Source organism: Bradyrhizobium hereditatis (assembly GCF_020329435.1).
GTDB classification, from domain to species: domain Bacteria; phylum Pseudomonadota; class Alphaproteobacteria; order Rhizobiales; family Xanthobacteraceae; genus Bradyrhizobium; species Bradyrhizobium hereditatis.
Genome location: NZ_JAGKJK010000001.1, coordinates 16,351 through 32,730, shown reverse-complemented (window position 1 = coordinate 32,730; position 16,380 = coordinate 16,351). Strand labels below are relative to the sequence as shown.

The 16,380-nt window shown below is 62.2% G+C and carries 13 protein-coding genes and 2 pseudogenes; 5 read left to right on the top strand and 10 right to left on the bottom strand.

Annotated elements, in window-relative coordinates:
• Nucleotides 1-313 precede the first annotated feature (313 nt).
• From J6524_RS00150 to J6524_RS00140, 3 genes are all read right to left on the bottom strand, one after another.
• On the bottom strand, nucleotides 314-1,489 hold the full coding sequence (locus tag J6524_RS00150; protein ID WP_225668124.1) for a spondin domain-containing protein: 1,176 nt from the start codon (nucleotides 1,487-1,489) through the stop codon (nucleotides 314-316).
• Between the two features lie 907 nt (nucleotides 1,490-2,396).
• Nucleotides 2,397-3,098 (bottom strand): methyltransferase family protein, encoded by a 702-nt coding sequence (locus tag J6524_RS00145; protein ID WP_225668123.1) that lies wholly within the window; start codon nucleotides 3,096-3,098, stop codon nucleotides 2,397-2,399.
• Between the two features lie 83 nt (nucleotides 3,099-3,181).
• Nucleotides 3,182-3,460, bottom strand: coding sequence for a hypothetical protein (locus J6524_RS00140; protein WP_225668122.1), 279 nt, complete (start codon nucleotides 3,458-3,460; stop codon nucleotides 3,182-3,184).
• Nucleotides 3,461-3,675: 215 nt separating this feature from the next.
• Here J6524_RS00140 and J6524_RS00135 point away from each other — a divergent pair, with 215 nt between their 5' ends.
• Nucleotides 3,676-4,389: an SDR family oxidoreductase gene (locus J6524_RS00135; RefSeq protein WP_225668121.1), complete on the top strand. Its 714-nt coding sequence runs from the start codon at nucleotides 3,676-3,678 to the stop codon at nucleotides 4,387-4,389.
• A 701-nt stretch (nucleotides 4,390-5,090) separates the two neighbouring features.
• On the opposite strand, the pseudogene J6524_RS00130 reads toward J6524_RS00135, so the two are convergent.
• The 3 genes and pseudogenes from J6524_RS00130 to guaA form a co-directional block, all read right to left on the bottom strand.
• Nucleotides 5,091-6,340 (bottom strand): annotated as a pseudogene (locus tag J6524_RS00130) (serine hydrolase domain-containing protein).
• A gap of 285 nt (nucleotides 6,341-6,625) precedes the next feature.
• A pseudogene (locus tag J6524_RS00125) lies at nucleotides 6,626-7,416 on the bottom strand (aminoglycoside adenylyltransferase family protein).
• Between the two features lie 39 nt (nucleotides 7,417-7,455).
• A complete protein-coding gene (guaA, locus tag J6524_RS00120) occupies nucleotides 7,456-9,054 on the bottom strand; it encodes a glutamine-hydrolyzing GMP synthase (protein WP_225669284.1) in 1,599 nt (532 codons plus the stop codon).
• A gap of 139 nt (nucleotides 9,055-9,193) precedes the next feature.
• Between guaA and J6524_RS00115 the strand changes: the two genes are divergently transcribed.
• Nucleotides 9,194-9,568 (top strand): nuclear transport factor 2 family protein, encoded by a 375-nt coding sequence (locus tag J6524_RS00115; protein WP_225668120.1) that lies wholly within the window; start codon nucleotides 9,194-9,196, stop codon nucleotides 9,566-9,568.
• Between the two features lie 288 nt (nucleotides 9,569-9,856).
• Here J6524_RS00115 and J6524_RS00110 read toward each other — a convergent pair whose 3' ends face one another.
• Both J6524_RS00110 and J6524_RS00105 read right to left on the bottom strand, forming a co-directional pair.
• On the bottom strand, nucleotides 9,857-11,155 hold the full coding sequence (locus tag J6524_RS00110; RefSeq protein WP_225668119.1) for an RsmB/NOP family class I SAM-dependent RNA methyltransferase: 1,299 nt from the start codon (nucleotides 11,153-11,155) through the stop codon (nucleotides 9,857-9,859).
• Between the two features lie 71 nt (nucleotides 11,156-11,226).
• A complete protein-coding gene (locus J6524_RS00105) occupies nucleotides 11,227-11,649 on the bottom strand; it encodes an MAPEG family protein (RefSeq protein ID WP_225668118.1) in 423 nt (140 codons plus the stop codon).
• Nucleotides 11,650-11,825: 176 nt separating this feature from the next.
• On the opposite strand from J6524_RS00105, the gene J6524_RS00100 reads away from it, so the two are divergent.
• The 3 genes from J6524_RS00100 (at nucleotide 11,826) to J6524_RS00090 (ending at nucleotide 14,722) form a co-directional block, all read left to right on the top strand.
• A complete protein-coding gene (locus tag J6524_RS00100) occupies nucleotides 11,826-12,518 on the top strand; it encodes an acriflavin resistance protein (protein WP_225668117.1) in 693 nt (230 codons plus the stop codon).
• Nucleotides 12,519-12,674: 156 nt separating this feature from the next.
• Nucleotides 12,675-13,643, top strand: a complete 969-nt coding sequence (locus J6524_RS00095) for a dienelactone hydrolase family protein (protein WP_225668115.1) — start codon at nucleotides 12,675-12,677, stop codon at nucleotides 13,641-13,643.
• 242 nt (nucleotides 13,644-13,885) lie between these two features.
• Nucleotides 13,886-14,722 (top strand): metallophosphoesterase family protein, encoded by an 837-nt coding sequence (locus tag J6524_RS00090; RefSeq protein WP_225668113.1) that lies wholly within the window; start codon nucleotides 13,886-13,888, stop codon nucleotides 14,720-14,722.
• A 99-nt stretch (nucleotides 14,723-14,821) separates the two neighbouring features.
• Here the strand turns inward: J6524_RS00090 and J6524_RS00085 are convergent, their stop codons facing one another.
• Entirely contained in the window at nucleotides 14,822-15,091 is a 270-nt protein-coding gene (locus tag J6524_RS00085; protein WP_225668112.1) for a hypothetical protein, read from the bottom strand.
• 117 nt (nucleotides 15,092-15,208) lie between these two features.
• Nucleotides 15,209-16,234, bottom strand: coding sequence for an NADPH-dependent curcumin/dihydrocurcumin reductase (curA, locus tag J6524_RS00080; RefSeq protein WP_225668111.1), 1,026 nt, complete (start codon nucleotides 16,232-16,234; stop codon nucleotides 15,209-15,211).
• Between the last annotated feature and the right edge of the window lie 146 nt (nucleotides 16,235-16,380).

The following is a 16,380-nucleotide window of genomic DNA, read 5'->3' as shown; positions in this document are numbered from 1 at the left end:
GCGCCGTTTAGAGAATGTGCCGCCGTCCTGGCGCTTGCGCTTCTTCCCGCGAATGATTTCCGGCGGAAAGGAGGATGCTGCCATCGACTCGACCGCACATATTGCTCCGACAGCTGATTTGTGGCGACGGTGACGATCGGCCCGCGAACGCAGCTCTCCTAAGGCGCGCCGGTATGGATCGGCGGGCGGAGCGTCATGTCGCCAAGCATCGGCAGCTTTCGCTATCGATCAAATCGCCCACAGCGATGGCGCCACCACGATGCTGCCCGAAGGCGTGCGATCAGCCGATGCTTCGGCCCACACGCCGACACCCCTAGGCGAACAGCAGGTTGTCGGCCGAGAGACCACGGAGCGATTCTCCCAGCAGGAAAATGCTGCCGTCGTCGCCGAAGTCGATGGCAACGCCGAAATCGCGTTGTGTCGCGTGCGCAAGCACGTCCTCGAAGCTGTCGACGCCCTCGACATTGAGCGCGATGCGGTCGTCCTTGCCGAACCCCGCGATCCCGTCGTCGCCGTCGCCGCCCTGGAACATGAACGTGTCGGCGCCCGCACCGCCCGCCATCCAGTCGTCGCCCTCGCCGCCGGCAATCAGGTCGTCACCCCGGCCGCCGAAGATCTTGTCATCGCCGGTGCCGCCATTGAGCTGGTCGTCGCCCCGGCCGCCAAAAATCTTGTCATCGCCGGCGCCGCCATCGACCACATCCCATCCGGCGCCGCCAAACACCGCATCGTTACCCCCGCCCGCCGTGACAAGGTCGTCGTCTCCGCGGCCGATGATCAGATCGCGATCGTCCGTTCCTTCCCGAACGCGAACCGTGTTGATGTGGACTTCAGCGAGCTGCGCGTCGGGACGGGTGAAGTCGGCTGCGACCGGATCAATGAACTCGCCGGCGTCATTGACACCACCGAGGATGATCTGGTCGCCTTCGCCGACCGGGTTGCCCAGAGAGCCATTGAATCCGGGATGGAGGTGAACGACACCGAACTCATCCACGCCAGTGTTGGGCGCGGTCTGGTTGATGAAGGCCGCGTCAAGTTCGGTGTTCAATTCGGTGCCGGCGTCGTAAGCATCGCTGCCCGCGAATGTGATTGTCGTCTCGCCGAGGAAGCGACCCTGGTCGTCGAACAGCTGCAACGCCTCACCCGTGCCGATGAACGCATCGTTCGACGGAATAATCATCGATCCGAAACTGGCGAAGGGGTTGGAGACACCGTCGACGTCGAGGATGGCCGAGGTGATCTCCTGTGTCGCGATCGGGCCGGCGGCGCCTGTGACGACAAAGCCCTGTCCATCCGCATCGGCAGCGACGAGCTCGGTGCCAAGTATCGCGGCGGCGCCGTCCTCGGCCAATTGCTCGAGCCCCGCCGAAGCCGCTTCGCCGACGTTGAACAGATCGAAGCTTCCATCGTGGAAGCCGAACCAGACCGGCGTCAAAAATGTGCCGCCGCTTTCGGAGGTATTTTTGATTGTGACCCGGAGATCAGTCATGGACGCCTCCCATCGACTGCGGGGCCCCCAGCGGATCACGTCACTAGTTTGCGCCTTCGATCAAATCAAATGACAATAGCTCACGTCCATTCACAAGGCGTTGCGACATACGACCTGACCCATCGCAATTCGTAATACGAAGCATCTTTCTGATTCAAGATTTCAAACAGTGGGAGGGTATGGATCCGCATTCTCGCGGCGCGTTGCGTCCGAGCTTTGCATCTTCTTTTGCCCTCCTCTTATTCAGAGGGCGCAGGGAAGACCGGGTGCTTGCTGCACCCGAGGTCTCGTGTGCCATTGCGCATAAAGAACACGCACACGAGCATACAGGTACAGCGGGGGCATCCCGGCCTTCCCTGCGCAGTGGCTTTACGGCTTACTTCGTGCTCTTCCCGGAGAACGGCTCTTTTGCCTCCGTCGCCTGCGCTTCTTATCGCACGCTTAACGCCAGCACCGCGGCGCCCGAACCACACGACTTCGCCGTACGCATCCTGCGCGTACGTCTAGCGCGCATTCAGCGTCCACCGCATCTCACCGCGCGTCAGTGACGATGGCCAACGCCCCTCATCCGCCGTGAGACGGGCGCAGTTATGCAACTGATTTGGGTGAAAACGAAAGCAGAATATTTTTGATTCGTGGGGTTGACATGATTTCTGAAAATCAGAAGTGATTTGCCGGTCCGTCATGCCAGCTTGTCGCGCTCGATGAGCCAACTTCGTCATTGCGGGCGAAGCGATGCAGACCATAAGCGTCGCTGGATTGCGATGAGGCGGGGCCAAGCAACGAGTGAAACGCGACCTATGTCACCGTTCAATTTGGTGCACCGTAATTCAGTTAGTGCACTTTCGTAACTTCAAGCGCTTTGTGCACCAGCAGGCATAAAAATGCCGTCAACAGCTTGCAGCCGTCACCAAAGGCCCGGCACGAGCTTGTGACGCGTTCGGCGAACATAGTCGGCATAGCCAGGTAGCTCAGCCTGGAGCAGGCGATCCTCCCAACCTGTCCGGACAACCAGCAACGCGATCGCCAGCCCAGCCGGCAGCAAGCCCCACCAGGAGGCGAGCGCGAGTGGAATTCCGACAAACATTGCAATCGCGGCAGCATAGCCGGGATGGCGGACGTATCTGTACGGCCCGGACGTGATCACGTGCTGCGCGCGCTCGTTCTGGACGCGGACGCCCGGCTCGAAGAATGGATTGACAGCCTGAGCCAAGGTCGTGACCGCGATGCCGCCGGCAAGCAGGACATAGCCAATCAGAACGACCCATAGCGGTACATTCGACCATCCCATCCTGCCAGCGTCGAGCGTCGCGAGAGGGATTTCAGCGATCATGGCCGGCAACAAGGCCGTGAGCAGGATCAGGTCCCATTTCTTGGTGCCCGGTTGGAAGCGGCTGCGGGCGCGGTAGATCATTGGATTCACACGCGCCAGCAGCAGCGCAGAAAGACTGAAGAGCGAGACCAGGACCGCGATGAAGATCCAACCGGGAGTCCAGTCGACCCTGCCTGCCGGCAGGAAGACCAGCGCCACAAGGATCAACGGCGAACCTACAGCGTAGAGGATCGCCTTGGTACGTGACATCGGCTTAGGATCGACAGCGGAAGTCATCGGTTGCGTCCTTTCGAACTCCCCTCACTGGCAGCGAGGACATGGAACCATTGGCAGCTTCGCAGATCCCGCGCGGCAGCCGGCTAAGCTGCGGATCGCTTGCGGAAGAACCACCCGAAATACAGACAGACAAGGAAGAGCACGAAGTGGATCATGCCGCGCACGGCGCTGAGCTCTGGCGACTGGACGGCCTCGGTTCCGATCAGAGGGATCGGGATTTTCGCAAAGTAGACGTATAGTTGCATTCCGCTGCTGACGAAGAACGCGCCGGCGAGGAACTTGCGATACTCGCGGTATCGCACGGCGACGTAAAGCGTCGGCAACACAATGACGATGATTGCGGCTACGAAATAGGGAAGCATCGGACTCCTCCCAGTTTTGCTGCGCTCGATAAGCCAATTGCATCATGCCAGCGAAGCGATGCAGTCCGAGCGCCGTGGATTGCGTTTGCATGAAACGGAACCAAGCAGCGGTGAAACGCGGCCCTAAGTCGCCGTTGCAATCTAGTGCATTGTCACCCTAGTGCATTGTCACCGTAATCCTGGTGTCGCGAAAAAGCACTTGCGCCGGGGTCCCGATGAGCAAGGCTGGAGGAAACCGCGTCCTGGTTGTCGGAGGCACACGGGGTACCGGGCGCCTGATCGCCAGGCTGCTGCACGAACGAAGCTATGAAGTTCGCGTGCTGGCTCGCGATCCTGCCAGAGCTTTTGCCGAGCTGGGCTCCGCGTTTGAGGTAGTCGCCGGAGACCTCACGAAGGCGGACACGCTCCCACCTGCATTGCGAGATGTGGACCACATCATCTTCACCGCCGGCGCGCCGAGCGGACGATACGCCTCGGAAAACCTCGTCAAGACGACAGACTACGACGGAGTCATCCATACGCTCACGGCAGCGCGAAGCGCCGGGTTCCGGGGTCGCTTCGTCTATCTGAACTCGATCGGTATCAAGACGAACTCACTGGCGGGTTTCCTGATCAACCTGCTCAAGCGGAATACGCTGGTTTGGCGTCGACGCGTCGAAGACAAAATCCGCAGTAGCGACTTGGACTACACGATTATCCGCGTCGGCTTCCTCCTCGACCGGCCGGGCGGCGAGCGTGCAGTCAATGTCAGCCAGGGCACCCTACCCCTGGCGTTTCGCAACCGCATTGCCCGCGCGGATGTTGCCGAAGCGTTCGTCGAAGCGATGCAGCATCCTCGCGCGTCACGTGCGACATTCGAAATCGTGTGGGGCAAAGGTCTGCGGCGGGAGAGCTGGAGTGCGCTCCTCGATAACCTCAAGCCTGATTAGCACCAACTCGTTCTGATGAGGTAATGCGGTGGATTACGCCGGAGCCTATCATCGGGCCGCGCTTCGCGTTGACCCGTGGGGTCAATCGACCTTACAAGCTGAGCGACGGCGGAATACGCCAAGCTATTCTTTCCTACGGGATGCTTTTCTTGCAGCTTTCCGGGCAGACCAACGCGCTCGCAACCGCTTCAAAGCGCGAAGCGTCCTGGGAGCAAGCGCTTGAAGCGCCATAGAAGCACTTCCGGCTACCAGCCCTTTGACAAGATCAAATGCTAAATCGGGCCAAAAGTACCACATGACCCCTGTGTCCTTGTTCACAGGGGCACCGCCGGGCAGCAGTGGGCGGAGAAAAGAAATAGAAAAGCCCCGTCCGTCGCCGGCGGGGCCCAATAAATCTCTGTACGCGGTAATCAGCGCACGCGAAACCTCTTTTGGTTCACCCGCTCAAGATGGACTCAAGAATGAGAGAGAGGCAAATCGTAATAGCCGTGCGATTAAAACCGCGCATAACGATACTCCTAAACGAACGGCCCGTAGCGGAGCTGAGGGGCGGCCATCCACTTTGTACAAATCAGATCGGACAGCTCTTGTCTGTGTGCCACTTCACATTTGGGAGCAAGCATGAGCTGCCGACTTGGCCGATCTCGCGGGGAATGGCTGTATTAGCTCGTAGGACGCACAGGTCCTTAGAGCGGATTGCGTCAGCCTCCCGCCATCAGATCCTTCGCTAGCGCCATGTAAGCCGGCAGCGTCACGGGGTCGTTGGCGGTGTTGCCGGCGGCCGGATGCGAGGCATAGCGGGCGATCACCATCTCGGCCTTCGGATCGATATAGATGCCCTGCCCGTGAACGCCACGCGCCATGAAGGCGCCGTGCGCATTATGCGTCACCCACCACTGGTTCCGGTATGAGGCGCCGGGCAATGTGGTGTAGCCGGCCGGCTTGAATTTTTCGGGATCGCCGCCGCGCGCAATGTCGTCGACGACTTGAGACGGCACGATCTGGCGGCCGTTGAAGCGGCCGTGATTGCGGATCATCTCGCCGAAGCGGGCGAGATCGCGCAGTGTCGTCGAAAGCCCGCCACCGCCGCTTTCGGTGCCGATGCGATCGACGTGATAATGCGCGTCCTCTTCCGCACCCATTGGAATCCAGATGCGCTCCGACAGCAGATCGGACAGGGTCATTCCGCTCGCGCGCCGGCCAGCACGTCTGAATTGACGGTCTTGTAGGCGAATGCCTTGCCGTGCTCGCCCTGCTTCTTCTGCGCGCACAGGAAATCGAAAATATTGGTTGGGCCCGCGTAGCCCGGCTCGATCGGCGCCATTCCGTTCGCCCGTCTGAGCCCAAACACGCCGGAATTCTTGTCGGTATAGACCTCGGTGTATTCGAGGCCTGTCGTCATATCCATCGCCTCGTGCACGCGCGCATCACCGAACGCGCTGGTCTTCAGCTCCGGCACATAGTCCGTGACCGGCGCCTGCGGGTCGATCTTGCCTTCCGCCACCAGAATGCCGGCGAGCGTGCCGGTGAACGATTTGGTGACCGACATCGCGATGTGCGGCTTATGCGGCTTCAGCGCGCCAAGATAGCGCTCGTAGATCAGTTTGCCCCGGTGCAGCACGGCAATGCCGTCGGCATAAGTTTCCTCGATCATGCGCGCAAACGTCATCGGCCGCCCGTCCATCGTGACCGATGCGGACGCGCCGATATCATGATCCTCGCGCGGCAGCACCGATGCGGGTCCTGCTCCGCGCCAGACATTCACGGTGGGCACCAACTGGCGGATATTGCTCCACGCCCAGCGCAGTTCGGGGAAACTGCGGAATGATCCGTCGTGGAAGGTGATGGTCTTATCCGGCGGCGGGGGAAAGCCCTGCATCCAGCCCAGCGTTTGCGGATCGGTTTCGGCGGCGGTTGCAGGCTGTTGGCTAGCGGCGGTCGTGACAGGCATCGAGGATCACTCCAAAAAAGGCGATCCCGATGTCGTACCATGTAGCCTCGCACCACACATCCCGCGTTTGCGCCGGGGTGACCGTCACGGTAAGCGGGCTGCGGAGCAGCACGTAAGGCGGGGTTAGCAATTGGCGTAACCCGCCGCACGTCGTCACACTCGCGCAAGCGAGCTTGCGCTTGGAGGGAAGGCAAATCAATCTGCAGCCGTTTTATCACCACCTTATGCGCTGAAAACTCTAATCCCAATGCGCCAGTTTGCAGGGGCAGACCAACGGGCGAGCGATCACTGTGGAAGTGACGGCGAGATGATTTCCGCCTTGCAGAAACGGGCGAAGGCCAGGACTTCATCGAGACGATCACCCAGATCGTCTCCGCCCCCGCCGAGATGGGCCCGCAGCGCCGTCTCCATGACGGGCCAATGCTGGTGTGGCAGGCGTTCAAGCGTCCATCGGGCCGCAGCATCCTTGGATGCGATTTCGCCCGTGCAGGTGCTGAACCAGATGCGGGCGAGCGTAAGAATGATGTTCCTCTCGTCGCCGCGGAGATCGTCCTCACAATTCCACAGTGACAATGTTTCGTGCAGCGCGCGGCGAAAGTCGGCCGGCGGCACAGGATCGAAAAAATCGGACGCAATGGGCCCTTCAAGGCGACACTGTGCCGACGCAGCTTTGTCAACAGGATCGCAAGATCACGATCTTCGACAGGAGGTTCGATGATCCCGCGTTTCAGGTCGCCGCGCAGCCACTCGCCGAATTGCAGTTCGCGCCTTGGGGAATAGCGCCATGGCACTACTTCGGCTTTGACGACGACTGTCACTTCCAGCGGACGCAGCGGCGTGCCGCCCGTCGGCGTTCCCGACACCGCCAGCAAGTCCGTCATGAGCGAGGTGCGCGCGGCAGGCGAAAGCGCGGCACGGATAGTAACCAGCAAATCGATGTCGCTATGCGGCTTCAGCCCGCCGTCGATAGCAGAGCCGAACAGATGGATAGCATGAACCTGACCGCTGAGATGCCGCTCGATGACGGCAAGCGCCTGCTGTAGCTGCTCAGCGATTTCATCGGGAACACTAGACATAGTGCTCATGAAATGCGCGCGATAGTGAGAGCCTCGTGCTCACTCCCACTCGATCGTCCCCGGCGGCTTGCTCGTCACGTCGTACACCACCCTATTCACCCCCTTCACCTCGTTGATGATGCGCGTGGCGGTCTGGCCGAGGAAGCTCATGTCGAAGGGATAGAAGTCTGCCGTCATGCCGTCGGTGGAGGTGACGGCGCGCAGGCCGACGACGTATTCGTAAGTGCGGCCATCGCCCATCACGCCGACAGTCTTCACCGGCAGCAGCACCGCAAAAGCCTGCCAGATCTGGTCGTAGAGGCCGGCTTTGCGGATCTGGTCGATATAGACGGCATCCGCGCTGCGGAGGATGTCGAGCTTTTCCTTGGTGATGTCGCCGGGGCAGCGGATGGCGAGGCCCGGGCCCGGGAATGGGTGGCGGCCGACGAAGATTTCGGGCAGGCCGAGCTCGCGGCCTAGCACGCGGACTTCGTCCTTGAACAATTCGCGCAAGGGCTCGACCAGCTTCATGTTCATGCGATCAGGCAAGCCGCCGACATTGTGGTGCGACTTGATCGTCACCGACGGGCCGCCGGTGAAGGAGACGCTTTCGATCACGTCAGGATAGAGCGTGCCCTGCGCCAGGAATTCGGCGCCGCCGATCTTCTTGGCCTCCTGCTCGAACACGTCGATGAAGAGGCGGCCGATCGTCTTGCGCTTCTGTTCGGGATCGCTGACGCCCTTGAGCTCGCCGAGGAATTGCTTCGATGCATCAACATGCACCAGCGGGATGTTGTAGTGATGCCGGAACAGGTCGACGACCGTCTCGGCTTCCTTCAGCCGAAGCAGGCCGTGGTCGACGAAGACGCAGGTGAGCTGGTCGCCGATCGCTTCATGGATCAGCACCGCGGCGACAGCGGAATCGACGCCGCCGGAGAGGCCGCAGATCACCCTGCCCTTGCCGACCTGGGCGCGGATCTTCTCGATCGCTTCCTCGCGGAAGGCGCGCATGGTCCAGTCGCCGGTGAAGCCGGCGACCTTGCGGACGAAATTGCGGAGCAGTTTGGCGCCGTCGGGCGTGTGCACCACTTCGGGGTGGAACATCAGGCCGTAATATTTGCGCTTCTCGTCCTGGATCACCGCGAACGGCGCGTTCGGCGAGACGCCGGCGACAGTGAAGCCCGGCGGCATCTTGGTGATGCGGTCGCCATGGCTCATCCAGACCGGATGCTTTTCGCCCATCGACCAGGTCTCGTCGAACAGTTTGCTCGCCGTCTTGACCTCGAGATCGGCGCGGCCGAATTCGCGGTGGTGCCCGCCCTCGACCTCGCCGCCGAGCTGGGCCGCCATGGTCATCTGGCCGTAGCAGATGCCGAGCACGGGTACGCCGGAATCGAAGATTTTTTGCGGAGCGCGCGGCGAGCCTGTTTCGTGCACCGATTCCGGGCCGCCGGAGAGGATCACCGCTTTCGGCTTCATCTCGTCGAAGGCGGCTTCGGCCTTCTGGAACGGCACGATCTCGGAATAGACGCCCTCCTCGCGCACGCGGCGGGCGATCAGTTGCGTCACCTGACTGCCGAAGTCGACGATCAGAATCTTGTCATGCGCCGAGGCCACTGAAGGCGTCGACGACTCGCGGGCTTGTTGTTGGGCTGTCATGGCAAGCAGATACGCGACGGCGACCGCCCCCGCAACCGCGGCAGACGGACGGCCCACATTCTTCTTAGGGGATGGACAGGAAGCTATGGGTCAGTATTATTGACCTAATTTGCCCTTACGGCGGGAAAGGGAGGAAACCATGCAACGCCAGCACTACGCGGCGGCCGATCTGGCCGCGCTCGGCCGGGAGTGGATCGCGGCCTGGAACTCGCACGATCTCGAGCGCATCCTCGCGCTCTATGCCGAAGATGCCGAGATGACCTCGGACAAGATCGTGGCGCTTGGCCTGGACGCTAGCGGCACGCTGCGCGGCAAGGACCAGCTTCGCATGTACTGGAGCAAGGCGTTCCAGCTGCTGCCCAACCTGCATTTCGACCTGATCGACACTTATGTCAGTCCCGACAGCGTCGTCGTGTTCTACCAGAACGAACGCGGCGCGCAGATCTGCGAATATCTGCGGCTCGATGAGCGGGGGAAGATCCGGCAGGGTTCGGCGAACCATCTGGCGCATTGAGCTGCTTGCGCGAGGCGTTCGCAACGCGGCCCGACGGCCTAACGCCGTCATTGCGAGGAGCGAATGCGACGAAGCATTCTCCGCTATGCCGCGCGATGGATTGCTTCGCGGAGCCTGTCATCGGGCGCGCATTCGCGCGACCCGTTGGCTCGCAATGACGGGGATGGAGTTGTGCCGTAGGCGTTAGTTCGTAGGGTGGATTACCGAAGGCGTAACCCACCGCAGGTCGAACGGCATTCGAGACATCGGTGGGTTACGCTGCGCTAACCCACCCTACACATTTAGCGATCATCGCTTCCTAAGCACCGAGACAAAAAACCCGTCCGTGCCTGTTCGCCGCGGCGTCATCAGCCAGCCTTCGGCCGACCTCAGCGCTGTCCTCTCAAAATCTTCCGCCTTGTCCCACAGCACGCTCGCCGTCTCGTTCAATGGCTGAATTGAAAACTCCGGATGGCGCGCGACGAAGGCGCGCACCTGCTCGCCGTTTTCGCTCGGCAACACCGAACATGTGACATAGGCAATGCGGCCGCCGGGCTTGACCATCGCTGCCGCGCGATCAAGCACTTCGGCCTGGTCCTTCAAGCGGATCTCGAGCGCGCCGGGGCGCATGCGCCATTTGGCATCGGGGTTGCGGCGCCAGGTGCCGGTTCCCGTGCAGGGCGCGTCGATCAGCACGAGATCGGCCGAGGCCTTGATGTCGGCCAATGGATCAGCGTCGCCCTTCGGCGCGCGGACCTCGGCATTGTGGACGCCGGCGCGCGAGAGCCGCTCGAAGATCGGCGCTAGCTGGCGCTTGTCGCGGTCGGTTGCGATCAGCCGGCCCTTGCCGCCCATCATCGCCGCAAGCGCCAGCGTCTTGCCGCCGGCGCCGGCGCAGAGATCGATCACCTGCTCGCCGGCCTTTGCGGCCGTGAACAGCGCGGCAAGCTGCGAGCCTTCGTCCTGCACTTCGATCGCGCCCTTGACGAAATCTTCCTCGGCGTGAACGCCCGGATTGCGCGCGTCGGCGCCGAGCTCGATGCGCAGGCCGATCGGCGACCACGGCGTCGGCTTGGCGCCGAGATGCCTCAGCGACGCCTGCACCTTCTCGCGCTTGGCCTTGAGCGTGTTGACGCGGAGATCCAGCGGCGCGCGGCTTGCCATCGCGGTCGCCTCCGCCACGCGATCCTCGCCGAACACGGCGGCGAGATGCGGATCGAGCCATTCCGGATAATCGCCGGCGATGTGCGGCGGCGCGCCCTCCAGCGAGCGCGCGGTGAGCGCGGAGCGTTCGGCCGCTGTTAGCGGCTCCGGCGCAAAGCGCGAGCCGTCGCAGAGCGCGGCGATAGCGTCGACATCCATGCCGCGCTCGAGCTTGAGCATGCCGAGCACGCGGGCGCGGGGCGTATCCGCGTCCATCAGAAATGCGCTCGATGAGCGCCGCCGCAGCACGTCCCAGATCAGGCCAGAGATCGCGGCGCGGTCGCCCGAACCGGCGTAGCGGTGCGCGGTGCCCCACTCCTTCAACGCTTTCGCCGCGGGAACGCGTTCGGCGTCGATGGTGTCGATCAGTTCGATGGCGGCGGAGAGGCGGGCAGCGGGAGTCATCAAGAGCTTTCCATAGCGTTTTCGAGCGAAGTGGGTACCGGTTCGCGTGAAGAAAACGCGTCAAACAAAAATCAGATCAGAAGCAGCAGCTTCAGCGCGAAGTAGATCCACATCGCCAGCAGCACCAGCGCGCCGGCGAACCAGGCGAGGCTGCGCTGCTGGATGTTGTTGGTGGTGACGAAAATGCCGGCATGGGCAAATCGCGTCACCACGAATACCCAGGACATCAGCACGATGAAGAGATCGGCCCGCCGCAGCGGCAGCGCCAGCGCGATCAGGAAGTAGAACAGGACGGGTACTTCGAACTGGTTCGAGAAGCAATTGCCGATCTGGGCCACACGGGCCGGATATTTCGGCTGTCCCGCCGCGATGTCCTTCAGGCTGGTTTCACGGGCCTTCACCGCCTTGGTGCGGGCCGTCACCATCCAGAACAGCAGGGCGAAAGTGAGCCCGATTTGAACGAAAACCGGCAGCAAAACCATTTGAAGCGACATGAGAATCTCCCCCGAAGCCTGCACTGTCTTAAAAGCAATAACGACACGGCGCTCACCTGACAAATCAGCTTGGGCAGGGTTGGTTGAACCGGAGGTGGAACGCGGGCGACCAACACCTGAGAATTCCTTTTGTTCTGGTCCTTAAGACCAGCCATGAAGCCCCTCGCGAGCCCGCGATGAACATCACCTCCCCCATCCTGACCGGCGCCGGCCGCGCGGCCCAACTGCCCGGGGATTCCATGAGCTCCCTGCTCCGCACCATCGGCCTTAGCGACGGGCCCGACGGCGGGCTCGGCATCGTGATGTCGGCGCTATCAGGCGTTGCCGCGGCGCTCGCGGTCGCGATTATGCTGTCCGTCTATTTCCGCACCGGCCACCGCAGTCGGCGCGATGTCTTAAGGCACGGGCTTGCCGCCTCTGCGGTGTTCGTCCTGGTCGCCTTCGTGATCGTTGATATGCGCCAGGCGGCGCAAGCCTATCTCGGCATCAATCCGGCAAAGCCCGCGGTGGAGTTTGAAATCCGCCTGCCGAAGGGAACGCTGACGACCGCCGCCGACACCCAGATCGAACTATTGACCGACCGGAACCAGAAACTTGCAAAAGTTCAGCGGGCGCTGGCCGCAACCGACGACGGCCGCAGCATCTTGCGCGGCACTGTGACGCTCGATTATCGCACGACCGAGCGCGTGATGCTGTTGAACCTGCCCGGCCAGGCGCAAAGCATGTTCCGGCTGCGGCTGCCGGCAAGCCCGTCGCGCACCTCCGGGTTCGGGCCATGGCACCTCGCCGACGACATCGTGCCCGCCGGCGGCGGCACGATGACGACGGAGATCCACGACACGCTTGCGATCCGCTATCGCGTGCTGTGAGGCATGATCGTTGGCGATCGGGGCCCTGCCGATCGCGGCCTGGACCGACGCGCAAGCGGCGCAACCGCAGGGAACATTTGCTTTGACGGGAGCAACCAGCGCTCTACTCTATCCCCGACAGCCGCCGACAAAGAGCGGCTGCGGGAGGATTGTAACTTGCGATTTCGCGATCAGGACATTGTCTTCGCTGGCGGCGCCAGGGGTGAGAATGTCGACATTCTCACTGCCAATCCGGTCAATTACTTCCACGTCATCAGCAATGCCTTTGACCTGCCGCGGCTGGTGATCGACGGCAAGCTGTTCCTGCCGGCGTCCGATAATCGCAGGCGCAATGGCAAGCTGCCGCTGGTGATGGTGGTGCCGGGCAGCCTCGGGGTTGCGCCCTCGCATCTGGCGCATGCCGAAACTGTTGTCGGCGACGGCTTTGCGGCGTTCGTGCTCGACAGCTTTGGCGCGCGCAATGTGACCTCGACCGTCGCGAACCAGACGCAGTTTTCGTTTGCGGCCAGTGCCTATGACGTGCTGGCAGCCTGGCAGGTTTTGGCTGTTCATCCTGACATCGACGCGTCGCGTATCGGCGCGCAGGGCCACAGCCGCGGCGGCTCGGCGGTGCTCACGGCAGCAACGCGGCGCTTTGCCGATGCGGTGGTCGGCGCCGGCGCCGGGTTTCGCAGCGTGCTCGCCGCCTATCCCTGGAGCGGCCATCAGTTTCTCGATCCCTCCGTCGACGAGACCGAGATCCGCGTGCTGATGGGCGATGCGGATGAATGGTGCTCGCCGATGCAGGTGCAGGGCCACTGCCAGGCGATCCGTCTCACCGGCGGCAAGGCGACGATGCGGCTGATCGGCGGCGCGCAGCACAGTTTTGACCGCGGCACGGCAATCGAGAACGTTCCCGACGCATCGGTCTCCCCGGCCGCGCCGACGGCCTATGTCGCCGATGACGGCGCCTTCATCCATCCGCTCACGGGCGTTGCCGACAGCAAACTCACAGATCGCGACCTGATGATCTATGCGCTGAAGGCCGGCTATGGCCGCAAGGGTGCTAGAATCGGAAGCCGCGATGGCGATGCCGAACTGTTCAAGACGGACATGCTGGCGTTCTGGCGAAGGACGCTGGGGTGAGCGCGCGATTGTTGCGGCGAACGGGAAGTCCATCAACGTCGACAGCTGTCATCACCCGCGAATGCGGGTGATCCAGTATTCCAGAGACGCCGGTTGTTGAATCGAGAGGCCGCGGCGTACTGGATACCCCGCTTTCGCGGGGTATGACGAATGAGGATGGGCGGAGACATTGGATGTCATCAGAGTCGTCATCGTTCTGACTTTTCCATCTGTCTATGATCCATTTCAAAAGGAAATATTGCATGCACGAATTCCGCCTGACCCAGATTTCGGACACCCACCTCTCCCGCGCCGACCGCTTTGCCAGTCTGACCGCGAATTTTCATCGCGTCAGTGAGCACATCGATGCGGCGCGGCCCGACCTCGTCGTCAACAGCGGCGATGTATCCTGGGATGGCCCGACCAACCGCGGCGATATGGAATTCGCGAAGGAACTGCACGCGGCACTGCCGGTGGACTGCCGCTATTTGCCGGGCAACCACGACGTCGGCGACAACCCGACCGCGGTCGGTGATGCGCCCTCGCATCCGGCGAACGAGAAGGATCGTGCCGCCTTCGTCGAGGTGTTCGGCGAAGACCGCTGGCAATTCGAAGCTGCGGGCTGGCGTTTCATCGGGCTCAATTCGCTGATCATGAACACGGGAATTTCGAGCGAGATCGAGCAGCACGAATGGCTGGCGTCGCAGCTGTCAGGCGCGAACGGCAAGCCGGTGGCGCTGTTTCTGCACAAGCCGCTATTCTTGAACACCCCCGGCGATCCCGAGGAAGCCAGCACCGCGATCCGCTTCGTGCCGCAGCCGGTGCGCGCCAAACTGGTGGAGATGCTCGGCGCCCACGATGTGCGGCTGGTCGCAAGCGGCCATGTGCATCAGCGGCGCGATTTCACCTACCGCCACACGCGCCACGTCTGGTCGCCGTCAGCGGGCTTCATCATCCCCGACAGGATTCAGGAAGTGATCGGCACGAAGGAAGTCGGGCTGGTGGAATATCGCTTCCAGCCGGATGCTTTCGAGGTCCGGTTCGTCAAGGCGCCGGGCCAGACCGATGTTGACCTGGATTCGCTGATTGGCCTGAAATGATGGAGCAGGTGACGTTTTCTCAAATCGTCACCTGCGCTCCATCGATTCGAGCATGATCTTCGCGAAAGATTTTTGGATCACGCTTCAGACGTCAGCGCGTCACCACTGGCGTTCAACGATGCCATAATAGCCGTAGGAACCATCATCCCACGGTGCTGTCGCAAACGCGCCTACGCGTGGCGCCGGGTGAAACCGGTTGCCGTAATAGTAGCTCGCTCCGGGAGCAACCCGGACGCCGTAGCCGTAAGCGGAGTTCGGATAGCTATAGCCGGTCACGCCGGGTTCCACATAGATGCTTTGTGCCATCACCGGAGTGGCCATCATCGTGGCGGCAACCAGGCCGAGCGATAGTTTCTTGAAGTTCATCATTTGGCTTCTCCATTAGATGTCAGGGCCAAACGATGCCTGCGAACGGACGTTCCTCCAATAGCCTCAAGTGACCGTGAGGTTCATTGTGCGTGTTCCCCAGGGCCACCGCAACTCACGTCACGCCTTGTCGGGCCCGACGCGCACCAATTGCTTGCCGAAATTGGCGCCCTTCAGAAGGCCCATGAACGCGGCCGGCGCGTTCTCGAGGCCCTCGGTTACGAACTCCTTGTACTTGACCTTGCCCTCGCGCACCCATGCCGACATGTCGCGCAGGAAGTCAGCGTGACGCGCGGCGAAATCGCTGACGATGAAACCGCGGATGGTCAGCCGCTTGGTCAGCACCGCGCGCATCAGCGACGGCGCCCATTTCGGCATCACGGCCTGCGTGTCGTTGTAATGCGCGATCAGGCCGCACACGGGAACACGCGCAAAGGCATTGAGCAGCGGGAACACCGCCTCGAACACCGCGCCACCGACGTTCTCGAAATAGACGTCAATGCCCTTCGGGCAGGCGTCCTTCAACTTCGCCGCGAGATCGGGATCACGGTGATCGAGACATTCGTCGAAGCCGAGCTCATTCTTGACATAGGCGCACTTGTCCTTGCCGCCGGCAATCCCGATCGCGCGGGCGCCCTTGATCCTGGCGATCTGGCCGACGGCCGAGCCGACCGCGCCGGAGGCCGCCGCAACGACGACCGTTTCGCCGGCCTGTGGTTTGCCGATGTCAAGCAGGCCCGTATAGGCCGTCATGCCGGGCATGCCGAGCACGCCGACCGCGGTCGAGATCGGCGCGATCGTGGGATCGATTTTCGACAGACCCTTGCCGTCGGAGATCGCATGCGTCTGCCAGCCGGCGCGCGACAGTACGATGTCGCCCTTGGCAAAGGTTGGATTGTTCGAGGCGATCACCTCGCTGACGGTGCCCGCCTCCATCACGCCGCCGACTGGCACCGGCTGCGCGTAAGATGGCCCCTCACTCATGCGCCCGCGCATATAGGGATCGAGCGACAGCCAGATGGTGCGCAGGAGCACTTCACCCGCGCCGGGCGTCGGAATCGGGCAATCTTCGAGGCGGAAATCGGAAGGCTTGGGTTCGCCGACGGGGCGTGAGGCGAGGACGATGCGTTTGCCGGATGCGGACATGGGGTGCTTCCTCCAGTTCTTGTTAGTTCGTCATCGCGAGCGTAGCGACTTGTCCGCCGTAGCTCAATGAGCGAAGGCGAAAGTAATCCACGCCTCGGCAAGCGGTGAAATGGATTGCTTCGCCGCTAACGCTCCTCGCAATGACG

Coding starts and splice junctions, on each gene's coding strand:
- J6524_RS00090 (WP_225668113.1), top strand. CDS start 13,886: ATGCACGAATTCCGCCTGACCCAGATTTCGGACACCCACCTCTCCCGC.
- J6524_RS00145 (WP_225668123.1), bottom strand. CDS start 3,098: ATGACTTCCGCTGTCGATCCTAAGCCGATGTCACGTACCAAGGCGATC.
- J6524_RS00140 (WP_225668122.1), bottom strand. CDS start 3,460: ATGCTTCCCTATTTCGTAGCCGCAATCATCGTCATTGTGTTGCCGACG.
- J6524_RS00115 (WP_225668120.1), top strand. CDS start 9,194: ATGCAACGCCAGCACTACGCGGCGGCCGATCTGGCCGCGCTCGGCCGG.
- curA (WP_225668111.1), bottom strand. CDS start 16,234: ATGTCCGCATCCGGCAAACGCATCGTCCTCGCCTCACGCCCCGTCGGC.
- J6524_RS00105 (WP_225668118.1), bottom strand. CDS start 11,649: ATGTCGCTTCAAATGGTTTTGCTGCCGGTTTTCGTTCAAATCGGGCTC.
- J6524_RS00135 (WP_225668121.1), top strand. CDS start 3,676: ATGAGCAAGGCTGGAGGAAACCGCGTCCTGGTTGTCGGAGGCACACGG.
- guaA (WP_225669284.1), bottom strand. CDS start 9,054: ATGACAGCCCAACAACAAGCCCGCGAGTCGTCGACGCCTTCAGTGGCC.
- J6524_RS00085 (WP_225668112.1), bottom strand. CDS start 15,091: ATGATGAACTTCAAGAAACTATCGCTCGGCCTGGTTGCCGCCACGATG.
- J6524_RS00150 (WP_225668124.1), bottom strand. CDS start 1,489: ATGACTGATCTCCGGGTCACAATCAAAAATACCTCCGAAAGCGGCGGC.
- J6524_RS00100 (WP_225668117.1), top strand. CDS start 11,826: ATGAACATCACCTCCCCCATCCTGACCGGCGCCGGCCGCGCGGCCCAA.
- J6524_RS00110 (WP_225668119.1), bottom strand. CDS start 11,155: ATGACTCCCGCTGCCCGCCTCTCCGCCGCCATCGAACTGATCGACACC.